At 39.0% G+C, this 17367-nt stretch carries 11 protein-coding genes; 6 read left to right on the top strand and 5 right to left on the bottom strand.

Going from position 1 to position 17367, the window contains the following annotated elements:
• Window positions 1–151 precede the first annotated feature (151 nt).
• The gene (locus C7H19_RS00150; protein WP_106454861.1) at window positions 152–952 is read right to left on the bottom strand and encodes an aminotransferase class IV; all 801 of its coding nucleotides are present in this window, start codon (window positions 950–952) and stop codon (window positions 152–154) included.
• A 114-nt stretch (window positions 953–1066) separates the two neighbouring features.
• Here C7H19_RS00150 and C7H19_RS00145 point away from each other — a divergent pair, with 114 nt between their 5' ends.
• Both C7H19_RS00145 and miaA read left to right on the top strand, forming a co-directional pair.
• Window positions 1067–2479 carry a sensor histidine kinase gene (locus tag C7H19_RS00145; RefSeq protein ID WP_106454860.1) on the top strand — a complete coding sequence of 471 codons (1413 nt, stop codon included), beginning with the start codon at window positions 1067–1069 and terminating at the stop codon, window positions 2477–2479.
• A 203-nt stretch (window positions 2480–2682) separates the two neighbouring features.
• Window positions 2683–3612: a tRNA (adenosine(37)-N6)-dimethylallyltransferase MiaA gene (gene miaA / locus C7H19_RS00140; RefSeq protein WP_106454859.1), complete on the top strand. Its 930-nt coding sequence runs from the start codon at window positions 2683–2685 to the stop codon at window positions 3610–3612.
• A gap of 137 nt (window positions 3613–3749) precedes the next feature.
• Here the strand turns inward: miaA and C7H19_RS00135 are convergent, their stop codons facing one another.
• The 4 genes from C7H19_RS00135 to hpsA all read right to left on the bottom strand — a co-directional run bounded on the left by C7H19_RS00135 (window position 3750) and on the right by hpsA (window position 11012).
• Complete coding sequence (locus C7H19_RS00135) at window positions 3750–4316, bottom strand: type II secretion system protein (RefSeq protein WP_106454858.1); 567 nt, start codon at window positions 4314–4316, stop codon at window positions 3750–3752.
• A 12-nt stretch (window positions 4317–4328) separates the two neighbouring features.
• Window positions 4329–5372 carry a PulJ/GspJ family protein gene (locus tag C7H19_RS00130; protein ID WP_106454857.1) on the bottom strand — a complete coding sequence of 348 codons (1044 nt, stop codon included), beginning with the start codon at window positions 5370–5372 and terminating at the stop codon, window positions 4329–4331.
• Between the two features lie 11 nt (window positions 5373–5383).
• The gene (locus C7H19_RS00125; protein WP_106454856.1) at window positions 5384–6034 is read right to left on the bottom strand and encodes a prepilin-type N-terminal cleavage/methylation domain-containing protein; all 651 of its coding nucleotides are present in this window, start codon (window positions 6032–6034) and stop codon (window positions 5384–5386) included.
• A 76-nt stretch (window positions 6035–6110) separates the two neighbouring features.
• Window positions 6111–11012 (bottom strand): hormogonium polysaccharide biosynthesis protein HpsA, encoded by a 4902-nt coding sequence (gene hpsA, locus C7H19_RS00120; RefSeq protein WP_106454855.1) that lies wholly within the window; start codon window positions 11010–11012, stop codon window positions 6111–6113.
• 407 nt (window positions 11013–11419) lie between these two features.
• On the opposite strand from hpsA, the gene C7H19_RS00115 reads away from it, so the two are divergent.
• The 4 genes from C7H19_RS00115 to C7H19_RS00100 all read left to right on the top strand — a co-directional run bounded on the left by C7H19_RS00115 (window position 11420) and on the right by C7H19_RS00100 (window position 17263).
• The gene (locus tag C7H19_RS00115) at window positions 11420–13447 is read left to right on the top strand and encodes a M48 family metallopeptidase (protein ID WP_106454854.1); all 2028 of its coding nucleotides are present in this window, start codon (window positions 11420–11422) and stop codon (window positions 13445–13447) included.
• Window positions 13448–13579: 132 nt separating this feature from the next.
• The gene (locus C7H19_RS00110; protein WP_106455198.1) at window positions 13580–13783 is read left to right on the top strand and encodes a hypothetical protein; all 204 of its coding nucleotides are present in this window, start codon (window positions 13580–13582) and stop codon (window positions 13781–13783) included.
• A gap of 141 nt (window positions 13784–13924) precedes the next feature.
• The gene (locus tag C7H19_RS00105; RefSeq protein WP_106454853.1) at window positions 13925–15307 is read left to right on the top strand and encodes a cation:proton antiporter; all 1383 of its coding nucleotides are present in this window, start codon (window positions 13925–13927) and stop codon (window positions 15305–15307) included.
• 90 nt (window positions 15308–15397) lie between these two features.
• Window positions 15398–17263, top strand: a complete 1866-nt coding sequence (locus C7H19_RS00100; protein ID WP_106454852.1) for an N-acetylmuramoyl-L-alanine amidase — start codon at window positions 15398–15400, stop codon at window positions 17261–17263.
• Window positions 17264–17367: the final 104 nt, after the last annotated feature.

The raw sequence follows: 17367 nt of genomic DNA, 5'->3' as shown, positions 1-17367 counted from the left end.
GTCACCAAACCCTCTTTTTATCCCGATATGGTCGCTAAAGCCTGTATATTACTGGATTTGGATCGCCATACCCTACATCATTACATCACCTTAAAATTAACAGTACGTTTGTTCAATCCTACTCATCCATCAAACCCTAAAAACCCTAAATTTAACTTTTTTGTTGAAAATAACTCCGTAATTGTTCTAAAACGGAATGAGTGGGTGAATAAACCCATTTAACGCCTTGATCCCAAATTTGCATAAAGGGAATGATTTCCATGACACTATTACTATAAGCAACGACATCCAATTCTTTGATAAATTGAGATGTCCACTGATTTTGTTGTACGGGAATATTTTGTAATTTTAACCAGTTGAGCAATTTAGAGCGAGCAATACCAGGTAAAAGTCCCTTTTTGAGATCGGGTGTATACCAACATCCTTTAGTCCAACCCCATAGATTACCCGTACTGGTTTCGAGCCATAATCCCTCAGTATCTACCAATATCGCCTCTTTTGCGCCGAAATGTTGCGCTCGATTGGAAGCTAACCACGCACCTAAATAATTAGCTGTTTTATGATGACTTAATGAGCGCTCAAATAATGGATCTTGTGCTACCCATCCGATAATCCCTTTTTGCTGTCGTGTAGATAAATCATTGGGTAAAGTACGTCCTATAATCCATTCTGTCCCATCTGGAAAAATAGCGATCCGAATTACTGGATAACTGGGTAATAATGTTTCAACTTCTTGACGAATTTGTGACCAATTGGGCGACGGCCAGCCAAAAGCTTGTAAACTAGAATTTATGCGATCGCCATGTTCCTGCCAATGCGTTAAAGGATGTTCTAAGGATTGTTCATAAACTCGCATGGTTGTAAATACCATTGCACCATAGAGTAAACTGGGATGATGAATACTTAAAGTAAGTTCATCTTTTTCGATTAACTGACCATCGTACCAAAACATAGTTTTTTCTCAGCAAGAATTTAAGAAGCTATCATCTAAAAATTAGATTAATTCGTCACAATGATTAATATTATTATTCTAATTGTAAAATTTTAAGCTCTTGGCACTCCTCCTATGGTGAAACTTTGGCCAAAAATTGATCCTCATTCTTTACAAGTTCGTTTAATTGCAGGAGTCGCCACAGTTTCTACAATGGCGTTGGGGAGTGTTGTAACCTGGATGAGTTGGCAAATCCAACATTTATTAGTTGAAACTCATAAACAAAACCTTGAAGTCATTGCTAACCGTTTTCCCCGCGATGTAGAAATCTACAGCGATATGGTGTCGCTAGAAACAGGAATTCAAAAAAGTATTGATAATCTTACTAATAATAATACTCTATTATGGGTCAAAAATTCGGCGGGTCAAATCGTCGCTCAATCTCAAACTGAGATGATGGATAGTAAAGGAAAAAAATTAACACTTTTGACTCAAGTTGTTCCCCAACCCAGTTTACAAGAAATTAATGGCAATTATTGGCTATTGTCTGCTAATCCTTTGATTACTCAAAAAAAGCTTTATGGACAATTGTATATTGCTCATAATATTACGAGTGAACAAACGATGTTTCTCGATTTGACGAAAAGTCTTATTCTATCTAGTTTATTAGCAATTGGTGTGATGTTAGGTGCGATCGCATGGTATGTGAGAAAATCTTTACAACCACTCCATCGAATTAGTGAAATAACCCAAAGTATTTCTGTTGAAAAATTAAAGGATGCTCATATACAGTTAGAAAATGCTCCTAGTGAGATCAAACAACTGGTACAAACTTATGAACAAATGTTATTTCGTCTTTCTCAATCTTGGGATCAGCAACAACAATTAGTTAGTAATGTTTCCCATGAGTTACGCACTCCTTTAACGATTGTTTCTGGATATTTACAAAGTTTATTGCGTCGCGGTGATAATTTAACGCCATCTCAAAGGGAAGCGATCGAAGTTGCTACATCTGAAGCGAATCGCACGATACAACTTTTACAAGATTTACTCGATTTAGAAAGAGCAGATAGTGGTAGAATGCACTTTTATTTGGATTTAGTTAATCTCAATAATTTATTAACTGAAGTGGTTGAGATGACTAAAAAATATAGCGATCGTCTTTGTTTACTTGAGCTTCTTGAAGCAACAATTATGCTTACAGTTGATGAAAATCGCCTCAAACAAGTTTTAATCAATTTAATTGATAATGCCATCAAATATTCTGAACCTGATACACCAATTACTCTACGTTTACTACACGAAAAAGAGCAAATTATTATTCAAGTTTGCGATCAAGGTATGGGGATTCCTTTACAACAGCAAGTCAGGATTTTTGAGCGGTTTTATCGAGTAGATGAAGTTCGGAGTCGTACAACCGGTGGTAGTGGTTTAGGTCTTTCGATTGTTAAAACTTTTGTTGAAGGAATGGGGGGTACAGTTTCGATTTATTCTAAATTGAATCAAGGTAGTATTTTTTCGATTATTTTCCCTTATGAAATTAAATAAAAAATTTAAAATATCTTAAAAAAGAATTATAATTATAATTTGATTAATTTGTTTAATATCATTTTTCAATCATTCATGCAGGTAGAGACGCGCCATGGCGCGTCTCTACAATTTTTGAAAAATAGTATAATTTGTAGGGGTTTGGTATCCCAACCCAAAAAGTGTATTTAATTAATTTGAGAAATGATATATTTAGAATATTTATGTTACCTATTTTAATTGTTATTTGCGGGGCAACTGCTACAGGAAAATCGGGATTAGCGATAGAATTAGCACAGAAATTAAATACAGTTATTTTAAGTGCAGATTCTCGTCTAGTTTATCAGGAATTTGATATTGGTACGGCTAAACCATCCAAAGAAGAACAACAATTAGTCCCTCATTATTTAATTGATATTTGTCATCCGACGGAAACATTAACTTTAGCTGATTATCAAGAAAAATCTCAATACTTAATTAATTCTCCTCAGTTAAATAAATTACCTTTACTATTAGTTGGAGGTACAGGATTATATATAAAATCGATTACAAAAGGATTAAAAATACCGAGAGTTTCGCCTAATGAAGAGTTGCGATCGCAATTACAAACTTTAGGACAAAATCAACTTTATGCTTTTTTATCTCAAGTTGATCCCATTGCTACAAAAAAAATTCATCCAAATGATCAAATTAGAACCCTAAGAGCCTTAGAAGTTTATTATGTTACAGGGAAAACGATTTCTGAGCAACAAGGAGAATATCCTCCTAATTATCCGATTTTGCAAATTGGTTTAGAATGCGATCCTGAACATTTACAAAAAAGAATTGAATTTAGAACCGAAAAAATGATCGAACTTGGACTTATTGAAGAAGTGGAATATATAGGTAAAAAATATGGATGGGATTTATCGTTATTAGATACATTAGGTTATGCAGAAGTAAAGCAATATTTACAAAATGAAATATCGTTAATTGAAGCGAAAGAACTAACGATACTACATACTCGCCAATTTGCTAAACGTCAGAGAACATGGTTTAGAGCCTATCCTGAAATTGAATGGTTTGATATCAATTCTAATGATTTATTCGAGCAAGTTTGGCAAAGAATTCAAGATTTTTTAGCAGATATTTCTCAAACATTTGAGGAACAATAGAAAATAGAGGTTTGGTGACCAAACCTTGTATATAAATCCTACAGACGCGATATATCTCGTCTCTACATGGTATTTATGGCGTAGCCAATTTTATACCAAATTTAGAGAAAATATCCCCAAATTAACGTTAAATCAAGCTAACTTTGCTGGCATTCGGTGCTATCTTTTCCTTTATCCATAGAACCTAAAATGGTTTTGATTCTGACACATCTGTAAGGAGTATTAGATAAATTTGGAATTGTTAGAGTGACGTTTTCATTGGGTTGAAGAGGGCTATTGGGTGCAATACTTCCATCATTACTAAAAGTAATGCTATTACCTTGAATGAGTGATAAGGTTATCTGATTAGCTTCTGAAAGATTTAGGCAATCATCCCTAGGACTTTTTTTATTGCCTAAGCTATCCAAATACGTCCAACAGCTACTCGCGCTGCTATCTGTACGATACATACTCGCTTGAGGAATGTTGTTACTAACGCGGAAATCTACCCGAAAATTCTGTGCTTCTTGTTTAGCGCGATTTTGGGCGTTTCGGAGCAGAGTTTCGGTAGCATCAGTCGCTTCATTAAGTCTTTGTTCATTAATATATTTAAACCAATTGGGCATAGCTACAACCGCTAGTATTCCCATAATCATAACGGTGACTAGCAATTCAACTAGGGTGAAACCTTTGTCAAAGTGGCGCGATCGCTGATATTTTTTCATATTTTTTTTCCTTTAATCTGGAACGGTTTTTCTGACAACACCCCGACTAATCGATTGAACTTGAAGCGTTCCTAACATTTGATCTTTATCAACACTTGGTTTACCTTTTGCGTTGCCGATTAAAAACAATAGTACATCTTGATTAAATCCTTCAACCGTAGTGATACTAGAATCTCTTACACAAGCAAAAAAGCTTCGAGCATTAGTGGGTTTATATACTGTACTTGTTCCAGTTGGTTCCGGTCCGTAGGGTGAGGGTTGATAAATAAACTGACCGTTTTCTTGGGTTATGGGACAGTTAAAATCGTCGTTAGTGGTGGTTGATGAATTAACAAAAGTTGGGGAAGCGACAAAATCAACTAAAGTGGTGAGATTCGTACTGTCAGTAGTTGGTAATGATGCTTGTGCAGAGACTGAATCAATATCGTATGGCCATTGTTGAAAAGTACTATTAACTTGGGGATCTACATAACCTGTTGTCACCGTTAAAGTTGTCGGATTACTGTATTTACGGAGTTGGTAGCGCATAATCCGAGAGTCACCTTTCCATTTATTATTAGAGTTATCCGTAGACTGAAGATAAACGACTAAAGTGTAGGTACGCTGTTCAATTCTGATTGTTTTACATTCATTGACCTTGCCTCCAGTAAAAGAAGTACAATCAGCAGGAAGAGTATTAGTAGAACCACTATAGGGGACGATTTCAACTTTCCAAAAGGCAACGATCGGACGAGTATTAGTCCCAAAGTTGGGTAAAAAGTTTTTCACCGGGTTTAAAGTGCTAGTATCTACCGTGCGGGTTTGTTCTAACTCCTTACCTGTGTAGACATAAACAGCCTCGCGCATCTCAGTAGCCATATAGTTTAAGGCTTGTTTCATCTCTTCATTTGTACTGTTACGAGCTTGATCAGATTGACTGGAACTCATTAGATCCACCATGACGTACAGCAAAGTAGAAACCAAAATTGATGAGATAGCAAGGACGACCAACATTTCAGTCAGACTAAATCCTAATGCACGTTTAGCTTTTTTTGTCAATATTTTTTTATAAAACATCACTATTTGCCTTAATCTAAGTATTTTTTGTATCTTTGTAAGGATAGTTGTAAATCACTACGGCTAACTTCTGTATAGAGAACAGCTAAGGGTTTAATTTTCTGTTCTCCAGGTCCTTTAGACAAACCCAGAGAAGCTGTTTCAGTTTGCAAAGAGCCTAGATTATCTTTAGCGACACCTGCATAAACTCTAATACCCATTTGAAAGATCGCTAAATCACCTTCAGCACTACCAGAAGTAAATCTTACTCCGTTGTCTCGGAACATTTGAACTATAAATTCGGGCTTGCTATCGTTGTCATTATCGACGGCTAAGGCTTTACTTGGAGAGTCTAAAGCATTTGGATCAGTTACTAAAGAAGTTGGGGGACCAACTTGAGCAACTTTTACTCCGTTTCCTGCTGCTGGTGGGATTTTACCTTCTTGAGTTTGTTGTACTCCTTGGGTCATTAATGTTTGAACACGGTTAATTTCACTTTGGGCTAGTTGCATCGCTTGTTCGGCTCGATAGTTCTGTACACGTGTACTCATGGCAATGAGAAGTACGGGAGCCATTGCAGCTAGTACAGCAGAAGCGATCGTAAAACCAACCATCACTTCAATCATGGAAAAACCTTGATCAGAAGTTTTAAATAATCGGTAATAGTCATTTAATTTGGGCATAGTCAGTTACTTTTTAAAAATATTTAATTAAAGATAAATAGGAAATTCCCCCGGTTTGATTGGGGGAGGTTTTCCTTTAGTTACAATCTGTAGCTTTGGTGTCTATTTTTACTCCGTTAACGGTTGCACAGCGTAACTGTTTGGTATAAGGATCATCGGCGGCTAATTGTTGATAGAATTCGTTGCGAGGACTACCAACACTAATAAAGCGAGCAGCTACTGGACCTGGAGGATTGTACTGCAAGGCGACATCGTAACCCCAACGACGATTAGGCGGACTATAAAACCTGATGGTTTCACCTGTTGTAGGATTTTGTCCAGGTTCCCAAGCTTCTTGATCCCAAGGGCCAGTCGCATAAGTACTAAAGTTTAATTGGATAAAAGCACCTAGAATATTAAGAGGTTCACCGCTCCAATTTTCGATATAGCGCGGGAAGTTATGTAATCCTCCATAAGACTGCTTGGCACGAGAAGGCACTAAACCACTAATAAAGATGGCGTTCGTTCGTATATCTTCATTAGGATCAACTGTATTAAGGGTTTTGTCATCACCTAGAGTTCGATAATCGGTGAAAACTGTTCCATCACTTTTCACGATTTGGGCGTTGCGATCAATGCGTATTGGCGCATCTAAAGAATCTGCGGCTGCTTTTAGATTTTCGCGTTGCCATGTTGTTAAGCCATTTTTGGCTAGGGTACTATTGCGGTATGATGATGTTCCTGAAGGACAAGACCCATTATCATTTCTGAATCCATCTTCTACGGTTCCATCACAGAAGCTATTAGAGAGAACGGTTAAAGCATCTCCCAGAATTTCTACTGGTCGCCATCGATCGTTTGCTTCTTTGGCAAATTTGGTATCTAGAGTGTCTCGGGAATAAAAGTTGTCCCAGTTAGAAGTGAGTTTTTGGGTAAATTCTTCGAGGCGCGCTCCTCCGCTAGTTTGGTGAAGATTTAGATTTCCTTGAATATAGACTGGATTATCACTAATAAAAGACACACCCATTTTAGTGCCAGTGCGACTGACATCTGAGCCATTGATTAGGCGGAAACTATGGAGACGACGCGCCGGATCTGCATAGTAATCAACGGGTTTAATGCTGACTCCTGTAGTCGAGTTGTTGGGCGGATCTTGTGATATTGTTGTATTTACTTTCATCCGACAACTACTGCTAAATACTTCAGTTTCGGTATTACAATTGTCAAAAGTCGCACCAGCAGGACGAGCAATGCCATCTTCACGTACTGCATCTTCTCGGAAAGCATAAATAATACCGCTTTTCGTTAGCCAAGTATCTGTCCCAATTGAATTATTATTCAACATTTTTAAATCGACATTAAGAGCGCGAACCTGCATTAACTGACGACCATCATAAAATGCAGTATCGAGGAAAGGTATACGAGCAAAAGTTTTAACATTATTCGGATAAAACTCAATTTTGTTTACTCGATCGCTACTGGTTCCCGTTGGGCTAGGGTCAGTTGTACTGATATTTCTTGGTAGTTTCCAGTTAGATAAAGTTCCATCTAAAGCTTTTGGTTGAAGTGCAATTTTGGCTAGGCTATCGAGATCATCAATATTATCGGCTCCTGCTGCATCTGTCGTATTATTTTTCGTATCGCTTAAGATGTTGAATGTGCGAGTTAAAGGACGATCAAGAGCGAGATAAGCGTCATCAATATACTCTTCCGGCACTCCGTTAGCTCCTGTAGCCCCTGTCTTTGGCTGATTGTCGCCAATCCCAAAGGCATTTTCTGTTGTATCATTTCCTAAGAACCCTAAGTAATTATGGTTGTATCTGGGGAAAATAAAGTACAAAGATGGATATTTAGGAGTAATAGCTTTAGAACAGAAAGCAACTGATAGCCCAGCTAAATCGATATCTGAGAGGGAAAGCTTAGTCCCATCAGGCTTCGTGTTAAATATTTCTGGGTCACAGACTGTGTTAAATGTTTCTTGTTGATTAGGAGTGGTACCTGTTATTGCTGCGGTGTTTAGTCCATTACCAACAGAGGAAATAATATTCAAAGGAGGATCACTTAGAACAACACCATTAATATTGGTGCTATTAACAACAAGCTTAGGATTTACGATTGACTTACCATTTCCATCATCTGTAGAGTTGGTAAAAGTGGTTTCCCAAGAGGTCTTGTTAGTTTTCGCTGCGAGTAGAGTAGGAGAAGCCATATACCCTTTTTGAAAGCCAAGTGTGCGATCGCGTTCTACTTGAATATATGTTGCAAGCAGACGAGATCTAGCCAACAACTTATCTGCATCTTCTTGTTGTAAAGTTTTTAAAGCTATAAATGAAGGCATCTTTTGAAAAGCTTCAATGTATTGGTCTGGCGTGAATTGACCATAAAAAGTGGCTGCATCTTTTGAAGCATCATAATTTTTCGGAAAAGGAACTTTAGGACTGATTAAATTATTGACTTCACCGTTAGTGGTATCTCCATCAACCAACTGTTGAAAAAAGATTGCTAATGCCTTCATTATTATTTTAGAATTACTTGAATCTATTTTATATAGGACAGAGTCCTTTGTTATTCCTTCATACTGTTTTTTCAAGTTATCTAAGTTATAAGCGAGAAGTCCGAGCGTTGAGGCTGCTGTTTGAACAGTGGTGCGATCGGCTATACTCAAATCACTATAAGTTATAGTTTTTGGCGAACCGTTGGCATTGAGCAAAACTCTTCTGAGTTCGGAAAAATTCCCCCACATCGTATAGTCTGGATTGGGATGAATAATACTCCCCGAAGTTTCTTTAACGGGTGGAAAGGCTCCTTGAGAATCACCTGCAAAAAGAGCTAAATTATTGAGGGCAATTCTTAGAGGATTAGTGGAACTTTCAATCATAGTCGCAAAAGCCGCCTGATCTGCCGCGTTGCCTGGTGGATTAAATTCCCATCCATTCGTCCCAACTCCAGTTAGAAAATCGGTATTTACATGATCGATTTCTGCTGCATCAAAATTGGTATTTTGGAACTTGTAGGGTAAGTTTCTAAAACTCAGACTTTGATCTCTTGTTTTTGTTGTTCCGGGGTGAACGGTTGTTGCAATAGTAGCAACGGGAAAATCTTTATCGTTTTGATAGTGATAGACGAGAGTTGATTGTACGGCTGCGAGATTATCTCTGAGGGAACGACGTTGCCGATCAAGATTGGTTAAAGTGGTACTGTTTGGCAAATAAAGAGGATCATTATTTCCAAACCATCCGAAAGTATTACCAAGCTCTAAACGTTGTCCAACAATTAACCGTAATCCTTCAACTCTGGCGCGTCGTTCCCAGTATCCATCTAAACCGACTTCATCAGGAAAAGCGCTAGGGGGTTCTTCTTTGGTTAATTCATCTGAAAAGGTTCCACTGATGTCTTGACCATAGGCCGCCGCCGAAGGTACTTTAATTTTATTGTTATAAGTGGGTTTTGGTCCCCAGCGATCGTCGGCACGATAGAGATCATCAAGATAGGGTCTTCTGATCAGTTTGTTCCGCATACGATGGTCTAGGTAAGTTGAGCTTCCTGTCCAGCTTGACGATCGAACTGATGCGTTTGTTGGATCAGCCGTGTAGCGAGAGACGGAACGATCTTCTGTAAAAACGGTGATCGGATCGAGGCTAAACTGATAAGGTGAGCCTGTTTGAAGACTATCTTTTACTGAGTCGGTGCTTTTGTTTAGTCCAACTGCTTTATAACTTCCAGATGGGGCTACTCCCGCACCAGGATAAAGATCGATTTCCGATTTTCCCTCAAAGTTATCAGGAGTCGGATTTCCCGTCATTATTTGACCTTGAAAGGTAATTTGTCCTTGTTTTGTTTCATTTTGCGCGACGGTGATCTCAGATGCGTCTTCTGTGTATAAACAGGAATTTGGTGAACTAATCAAAAATGTACTAATTCCTGTACCACCACTTGTATCACCCCAGATGATATTTCCGTCGGTGTGCATTGCACCATTCCAGTTAAAGTCAGGTCCTGGATAGGCTTCTAAATCATAGCGAAACCAAACGCCCCATTTATTGCCCATGTCCATTTGACGATCTTGCTGAAACTCAATACTAGAAACGTTACGGAGATCGGACGTTTTTCCGGCTTCTACTTTTTTGACGACTACAGCGTTGACCTGAAAGTTTTTTCGTACTGTAGCGGTATTAATGGCATACCATCCCTCTACTTTTTCCCCTTGTGCCCCTGGAATACTACAGTTAGCGATACTCATTCCGTTTAATAGGGTTAATGGCCCATTTCGCGTGACTTGCTTCGATGCTTTTGTATTAAGTGGACTGTTAAGATTCGTTGTATCTCTTCTATTCCTCATCAGAATCGAGTAAACAACGGTTTCATTGACTCCATCTCCGTCAATATCTGTGTCATAAACCCAAGCGTTATCAGGTTTATTGTCTTTGTCAATGTCGATACGAGTTTCTTGGGGGAGTGTATAGATATCCTCATAGACATTCGCATCGTTTGTATAATACGCCACGTCTGGATCATTTTGTCTATTCCACATCAATCGTTCTAAATATTCTTCGGTTGGAATAGCGTTAGGAAAACGAGAATCGCGTTTAAAGAGAAACTCGATTTTAGATTTGGCTCGCTCAACGGCGGGAGTGGCTAAATTATAAGAAACTTGTGATTGACGACTTCCTATCGTTCCTTGGGTGTTCTGTGCGGTTCTGACTAAAATAGAACTGACTACTAGGCTAAAAACCATCAAAATCATGGTAATGGTCGGCAAAATAAAGCCTTTTGACCATAAACGCCGTCTTTTTCCGTATTTACTACTCGAAAATAGATTTCTACTAATTCCCGTTAAAATATCTTTCGGTCTTCTGGTTTTAAGTCGAACTGGATGAGTTTTACTTCGACCTTGAAAATTTAGCTGGCGAAAATTTAATAATGTGCGACAAAGGGTGTTGATTTTACTCCCTGTCCGTTTAATCCATCTAGGAATGTTAGTGGCTCTCGATTTTGACATATTCTCACCCTAGTTTCGACTCTACCGTTTTTATTGTTCCCATTTCTTTACAATAAATTTCACTTTTTTTGGTGTGATCGTGATCACAAGTGAAATGTACTCACAATTAAAAGTGTGTTTGTGTAAAAATATTCATGATTTTTTTAGCAATAAAATTTTACAATAAAAGCCGCAATTACTTAAATTTTTCGATGAGTTTTGGGAAAAATTTAAGAGAACTCAAAATGATTAGGTCTCAATTTAACTTGATGAATCACAAGTTATGTCTAATCAATCAATGCGGTTCTTTCAAACTTGGGTACTAACCCTCTATCAATCATCTGTATTTTATCTAAGTGTACGCAGTAAACATAAAATTTTTAGGTCTATTATATCAAAAATCAAATTAATTAAATACAGTAAAAATAATGAAAGAAAAGGAAATTAATCAGAACGATCGCTCCGTTAATCCACAGACATTATCTTCTAGCAAAGAGCATCAATGGCGTAATGCGGCTCGATATACTGGAAAACGCACCATGAAAAAAACTTCTAAAAGTCGATTATGGTGGGTATTAATATCTACTATTATTGCTTGTTTCTGGACTTTAAACATAACTTTTAAGTATTATGTTGATTTGATGAATTTAATTTTGGGTAAAATTCAAAACTTTTTTAATCTAGAAACACTTTATATTCCGCAGCCACCCGCTTCTAATTTAGTAACTACTTTAATTATATTATTGCCTTTTTGTCATTGGATTCTGGATATTTTTATAAATCAGTATTTTCACGTAAGTAAATTCACGCAAGAGCATTTAGATCAATACCCAGAAACCGACGAAATGTTAAAAAGATTTACACAACAATATCATCGATCGCCACCAAAGCTCAAAATTATTCAAACACAAACGCCTTTGATCATGACTTACACAAGTCTTCCCAAAACATCCAGAATTATAATTAGTAACGGGATGCTAAAAAGTCTTACTGATGAAGAACTTGCCACAATATACGCAACGCAGTTAGGTTATCTACTGAATGGAGATTTACCCATAATGTCGTTGTTGATGACCTTATTGCAAACTCCTTATCTAATTTACTGGCAAATAGCGAGTTTAGGAGACCAAAAAAGGTTTCATCTGATCAAAAGACCTTTAGCATGGCTTGCAGCATTCTTTTATGGGTTATACTGGCTGTGGAAATGGCCGACTTTATGGTTATCCCGTCAAAGAGTGTATTATGGCGATCGCTTTGCTGTAGAATTCACCAAAAATCCCAATGCTTTAAGTCGTGCTTTACTCAAAATAGCGATCGCTCTGTGTGAACAAGTCGAACAAAACAGTTATACACCAAGAATTCTCGAAAGTTTTGATCTCCTGCTTCCCATAGATCCTAAACAAGTTCTCAGTAAGGGCAGTTTATCGCCACAGATTCCATTAAATAAGGTTTTAGAATGGGACTATACTAACCCTTATCGTCACTGGTTAAGTCTGTTTACAACTCATCCTTTGCTCGGTGAGCGCTTGTATCTCTTAGAAAAATGCGCCCAATTTTGGAATCTTAAACCAGAATTGGAATTAAGCGATCGTCTTTCACCCACAATAAAAAAAGTCAATTTGTGGACAACGCTGAAAAATTTGCATCACACTTTACCTTTACTGCTCAGTTCCTTTGTATTTGCTTTGGGGTTTGGCATTGTTTTAAGGTGTTTATTTTGGGGTATTGGCTACCTCAGCGCACAATTCAACTTTCAACCCCTAGTATGGATGTATAGAGCCTATCCTTTACTGAATGCTTGGGTCGGTTGGCTAGTAATTTTACTGATCGTACTCTTGATTTTCGGCTTAAGTAAACGCTTTCCCCATCTTTTTACTTGTGTAGTTTTACTGACAACGGCTTTTAATTATTTATGTGAAGCGGCGGATGGACGGTTTAACTGGCTCAGGGCTAGAGATCCGGTGTTTGAAGCGTGGGTCTTAATTGCACTAAGTGTTACGCTAATTATTTCAACTAATCGTTATTTTCCTTCCCCGCAAAAATTTTTTAAACTGGATGAACCCAATTTATCAGAATTACTGAGCGATCCTGAAACATTACCCTACCAAGGTCAGATTGTTTCGATGAGCGGTAGACTTTTGGGTCATTCTGGCGTAGGGAACTGGCTAGGACAAGATTTAATCTTACAAACCAATAGCGGATTAATTCGACTCAATTTTGTTGCTTCAGGTGGTTGGGTCGGCGAGCTATTATCTTTACTACCACATCCTTGTCAATCTGTCAATCAAATGGTTACGGTTCGAGGTTGGTTTCGTCGCGGGAGTTCTCCTTGGATCGATGTAGAACAAATGACCACAGAGCGCGGTCAAAAAATTCTTGGCGGTTATCAAATGTTCATTACCCTTGTAGCGTTGGGTTGTGCCGTATGGGGAGCCTATAAGATTTTGAAAATATAAAGTGTAAAGGAATGTTAACCCACATTGAGAAATATGTAAAATTTGTGGAGTAAGACTGCGGAGTGTGTAAATAACATGATACTTTTGATGGATGTTGCTCATTACTATACTGTAGTCAACAAGGAGGACACTTTGGAGCGGTTCAATACTCAAGCCGATAATCAGTCAGCAGCCAGAGAAAATATCTGCGAGTATGTTGCTGAATTACAACTCCACATGGCTTTACAAGCTCGTAATTTAGTACCGAGTCTAGCTCAAATGACCGATAGCCGAGGACGTTTATTACAAGAAACTCAGGCGACGATCGAAAAGTTAGTCTCGCGTCAAGGATTTTAATAATTGTTAGACAGGTTTAGAGTCGCGTCATCCGGCTAAGGAATGAAAAAAAGGAAATTGTTTGAGAAAGCTTGCTAGATTATTGAAAGTAATTTTGGCCAAAATGTAGCCGAATCGTTTTTAAGAGGCAATGGTCTTTTGATGAGCTTGCTATTCTCAATCCCTTTTCAATTTCTCGCGGTAGCTGCTGAAACTGAAGCGGCTGATAGTTCCCTTGTATTAGCGGGTATATTATTAAGCTTAGTTGTCGTCTACTTCGCCAGTAAGTTAGGCGGTGAACTTTGTGTTCGTCTCAATTTACCGCCAGTGTTAGGCGAATTAGTGGGCGGAGTTGTTGTAGGAACTTCGGTTCTCAGTCTTTTGGTTTTCTCTGAAAGTGGCGCAACAGCCGATAACTCCCTAATTATCAAATTTTTGGAATTAACGTCGAGTTTAACGCCAGACACCGCCGAATCTGTATTTATTGCACAAAGTGAAGTGATTTCGGCTCTTTCCGAATTGGGCGTAATCATTTTATTATTTGAAATTGGTTTAGAGTCAGACTTAAAAGAACTGATTCGCGTTGGTCCAAAAGCGGCTGTAGTTGCTGTGGTTGGAGTAGTGACACCTTTTGTTCTTGGGACTTTAGGTCTAGTTTATCTGTTCCATGTTCCCCTCATTCCGTCGATATTTGCAGGGGCAGCATTAACCGCGACGAGTATCGGTATTACGGCTAAAGTCCTAGCAGAAATCGGTCGTCTTTCGTCTCAAGAAGGACAAATTATTATTGGTGCAGCCGTACTCGATGATGTCCTCGGAATTATTGTTCTAGCGGTTGTCTCAAGCTTAGTCAAAACAGGCGAAATTCAAATCTCTAAAGTCATCTTTTTAATCATTAGTGCGGCCGCTTTTACCATTGGTGCGATCGTTTTAGGTCGTTTCTTGGGTCCAATTTTGGTCAGATTAATGGACAATATGCAAACGAGAGGGAAAGTTTTACTGGTTTCCCTGATTTTTGCCTTTATTTTGTCCTATATTGCCCAAGTAATTCAGTTAGAAGCGATTTTAGGTTCATTCGCGGCGGGTTTAGTCTTGGCAGAAACCTCGAAACAAGCAGAACTCGAAGAGCAAATTATTCCAGTTGCTGATTTATTTGTACCTCTATTCTTCGTTTGTGTCGGCGCACAAACCGATTTAAGCGTTCTTAACCCAGCAATTCCCGAAAATCGAGCAGGATTAGCGATCGCTGCGTTCTTGATTGTGGTCGCTATCTTCGGTAAGGTAGTTACAGGTTTTGCTGTTTTTGGCAAAGAACAACTCAATCGATTAGCCATCGGAGTCGGCATGATTCCACGTGGCGAAGTTGGGTTAGTATTTGCTGGAGTGGGTGCTGCAAGTGGAGCCCTTGATCCAGCAACTCAAACCGCCATTATCATGATGGTTATTATTACGACGTTTCTCGCACCACCTTTACTAAGGGTGGTATTTGAAAAAGATCAGCCGAGTGTCACTCTAGCTGAAAATCCCCAAGAACCATCATCTTAAAATTAAGTGAAACTTGGAGGTTAATATCTACGTCCCTTGTAGTTGATTCTTATCTATTCGCTGTCTCACTTCTCAATAGGAGCAAGCATTGTGAGGTTTCACTGGCTACTACTGAGTGTTTTTAGTTCTTTTCTGTTGGCTTTACCTGCACAAGCGGGAAAGTTAGTATTTTGGCGATTTGATTCGGGTCAAAATCGTCTGGTATTTACAACAGATGATCGGGTGCAACCCACTGCTCAGTTAATTCCAAATCCAACACGAGTTGTTATAGATCTTCCAGGTATTGTACTCGGTCAGCCTAGTGTGACCGAGAATTTTAGTGGGACAATCAAAAGTGTTCGTATTGGTCAATTTGATGCACAAACAACTCGTTTGGTCATCGAAATTGCTCAAGGTTATACGGTTGATCCCCAACAGGTCAAAATTAGAGGAATTTCACCGACGCAATGGACGGTAGATTTACCTCAACCGCAACGGGTTAACTCGTCTCCTGATACGCTCCCTCCTCTTCCTCCCGTTCCAAGTCCTTCGACAACGCGCCCCAATGCGACCACTACTACTACTACTACCAGTAATACCAGTGATACCAGTGGTGATTTCCAAGTGACTCGTAATGGGCTATTTGTTCGTCTTGAACGCAATGGAGATGAACGGAAAATCAGCAGCAAACGAAGCCGCGATCGCCAAAAAATTGAGTTTGAGTTACCAGGTGCCACGCTGTCGGAAAATTTGCTCGGACAAACTTTCCCAGTTAATAACTATGGTGTAAGTCAAATTCAATTTGAGCAAGTCTCCGGCTCAACGGCTCGGATTACCTTGTCGGTGTCGTCTAGTAGCCCTGATTGGCAGGCGTTATATAGTCGATTTGGTGGGCTGGTTTTGCTACCCCAAGGCGGTTTATCTAGTTTCAATAACGGAAATGCCCCTAACTCGCCCGCTCCGATTTCGATTAATATTCCACGAAATCAACAGCAACAGGCGATTATTCAATCCATTGATCTAAATAGTAGCAATACTCAATTAAACATCAGTTCAGATCGTCCCATTCGAGGTAGCGGCAATTGGAATTTTAATCAGGGCGTTTACGAAATTCGCATAGATAACGCTTTGCTTTCAGATTCTTTTCGCGGCCCTCGTTTGGGTACTAGAAGTGCTATTTATCAATTACGCGTCCGCCAAGAGGATGCGGATACCGTTTTAATTATGGTGCAACCGGCTCTAGGTTATCAACTAGGGCAGTTACTCCAAAGTTCGGATCAGCTTCTAGCCTTGGAATTACGCTCCCTGAGAACGCCCTATGAGCCGAATCCTGTAACACGTCCTCCTGTTGTAAGTATTCCACCGAGTAATCCCCCCAGTAATCCGCCGATTTCTCTTGATCCTACGCCACCCCCAAGGCCAAATCCTCCGAAAGGTCGAACCCTAGTGATTCTTGACCCCGGTCATGGTGGTAAAGATCCAGGGGCGATCGGAATTGGGGGCTTACAGGAAAAAGATATCATTTTACCGATTTCTCAAATGGTGTCCCAAATTTTAGAACAACAGGGCATTCAGGTGATGATGACTCGCTCGTCTGATTATTTCGTGAGTCTCGAAGGTCGAACCAATATGGCTAATCGGGCGGGAGCGTCACTGTTTGTCAGTATTCACGCGAATTCGATGGGGGCGGGTCGTCCTGATGTTAGCGGGTTGGAAGTTTATTATTTTGGCGATCGCCGTTTGTCTGATACGATTTACCGTAGCATTGTGCGAAGTGTGAATGTTAAAGAACGAGGAGTACGTCGCGCTCGGTTTTACGTGTTGAGAAATTCTAAAATGCCATCTACACTAATAGAAGTAGGGTTTGTTACAGGACAGGAGGATGCAGCTAAATTGAGAAATTCTAATTATCAGCGTCAAATGGCTGATGCGATCGCGAGAGGAGTCATTGAATATATTCGTCAAAACCGATTATAAATAAATAACTTTCTATCAGATATTTTGTATTTACTTCACCAGTTTTTCATGTTTCAATATCAACAACTTATTTATTTATTCATAGCACATTGATTATTTGTTTC

The sequence above is a fragment of the Aphanothece hegewaldii CCALA 016 genome (genome assembly GCF_003007785.1).
In the GTDB taxonomy this organism is placed as follows: Bacteria; Cyanobacteriota; Cyanobacteriia; order Cyanobacteriales; family Microcystaceae; genus Chroococcus; species Chroococcus hegewaldii.
Note: the sequence above shows the minus strand (reverse complement) of the source record. Positions and strands in the feature narration are given on the sequence as shown.

Bases quoted from the DNA above. Each gene is read 5' to 3' on its own strand.
- C7H19_RS00150 (WP_106454861.1), bottom strand. From the start codon at position 952: ATGTTTTGGTACGATGGTCAGTTAATCGAAAAAGATGAACTTACTTTA.
- C7H19_RS00145 (WP_106454860.1), top strand. From the start codon at position 1,067: ATGGTGAAACTTTGGCCAAAAATTGATCCTCATTCTTTACAAGTTCGT.
- miaA (WP_106454859.1), top strand. From the start codon at position 2,683: ATGTTACCTATTTTAATTGTTATTTGCGGGGCAACTGCTACAGGAAAA.
- C7H19_RS00135 (WP_106454858.1), bottom strand. From the start codon at position 4,316: ATGAAAAAATATCAGCGATCGCGCCACTTTGACAAAGGTTTCACCCTA.
- C7H19_RS00130 (WP_106454857.1), bottom strand. From the start codon at position 5,372: ATGTTTTATAAAAAAATATTGACAAAAAAAGCTAAACGTGCATTAGGA.
- C7H19_RS00125 (WP_106454856.1), bottom strand. From the start codon at position 6,034: ATGCCCAAATTAAATGACTATTACCGATTATTTAAAACTTCTGATCAA.
- hpsA (WP_106454855.1), bottom strand. From the start codon at position 11,012: ATGTCAAAATCGAGAGCCACTAACATTCCTAGATGGATTAAACGGACA.
- C7H19_RS00115 (WP_106454854.1), top strand. From the start codon at position 11,420: ATGAAAGAAAAGGAAATTAATCAGAACGATCGCTCCGTTAATCCACAG.
- C7H19_RS00105 (WP_106454853.1), top strand. From the start codon at position 13,925: ATGAGCTTGCTATTCTCAATCCCTTTTCAATTTCTCGCGGTAGCTGCT.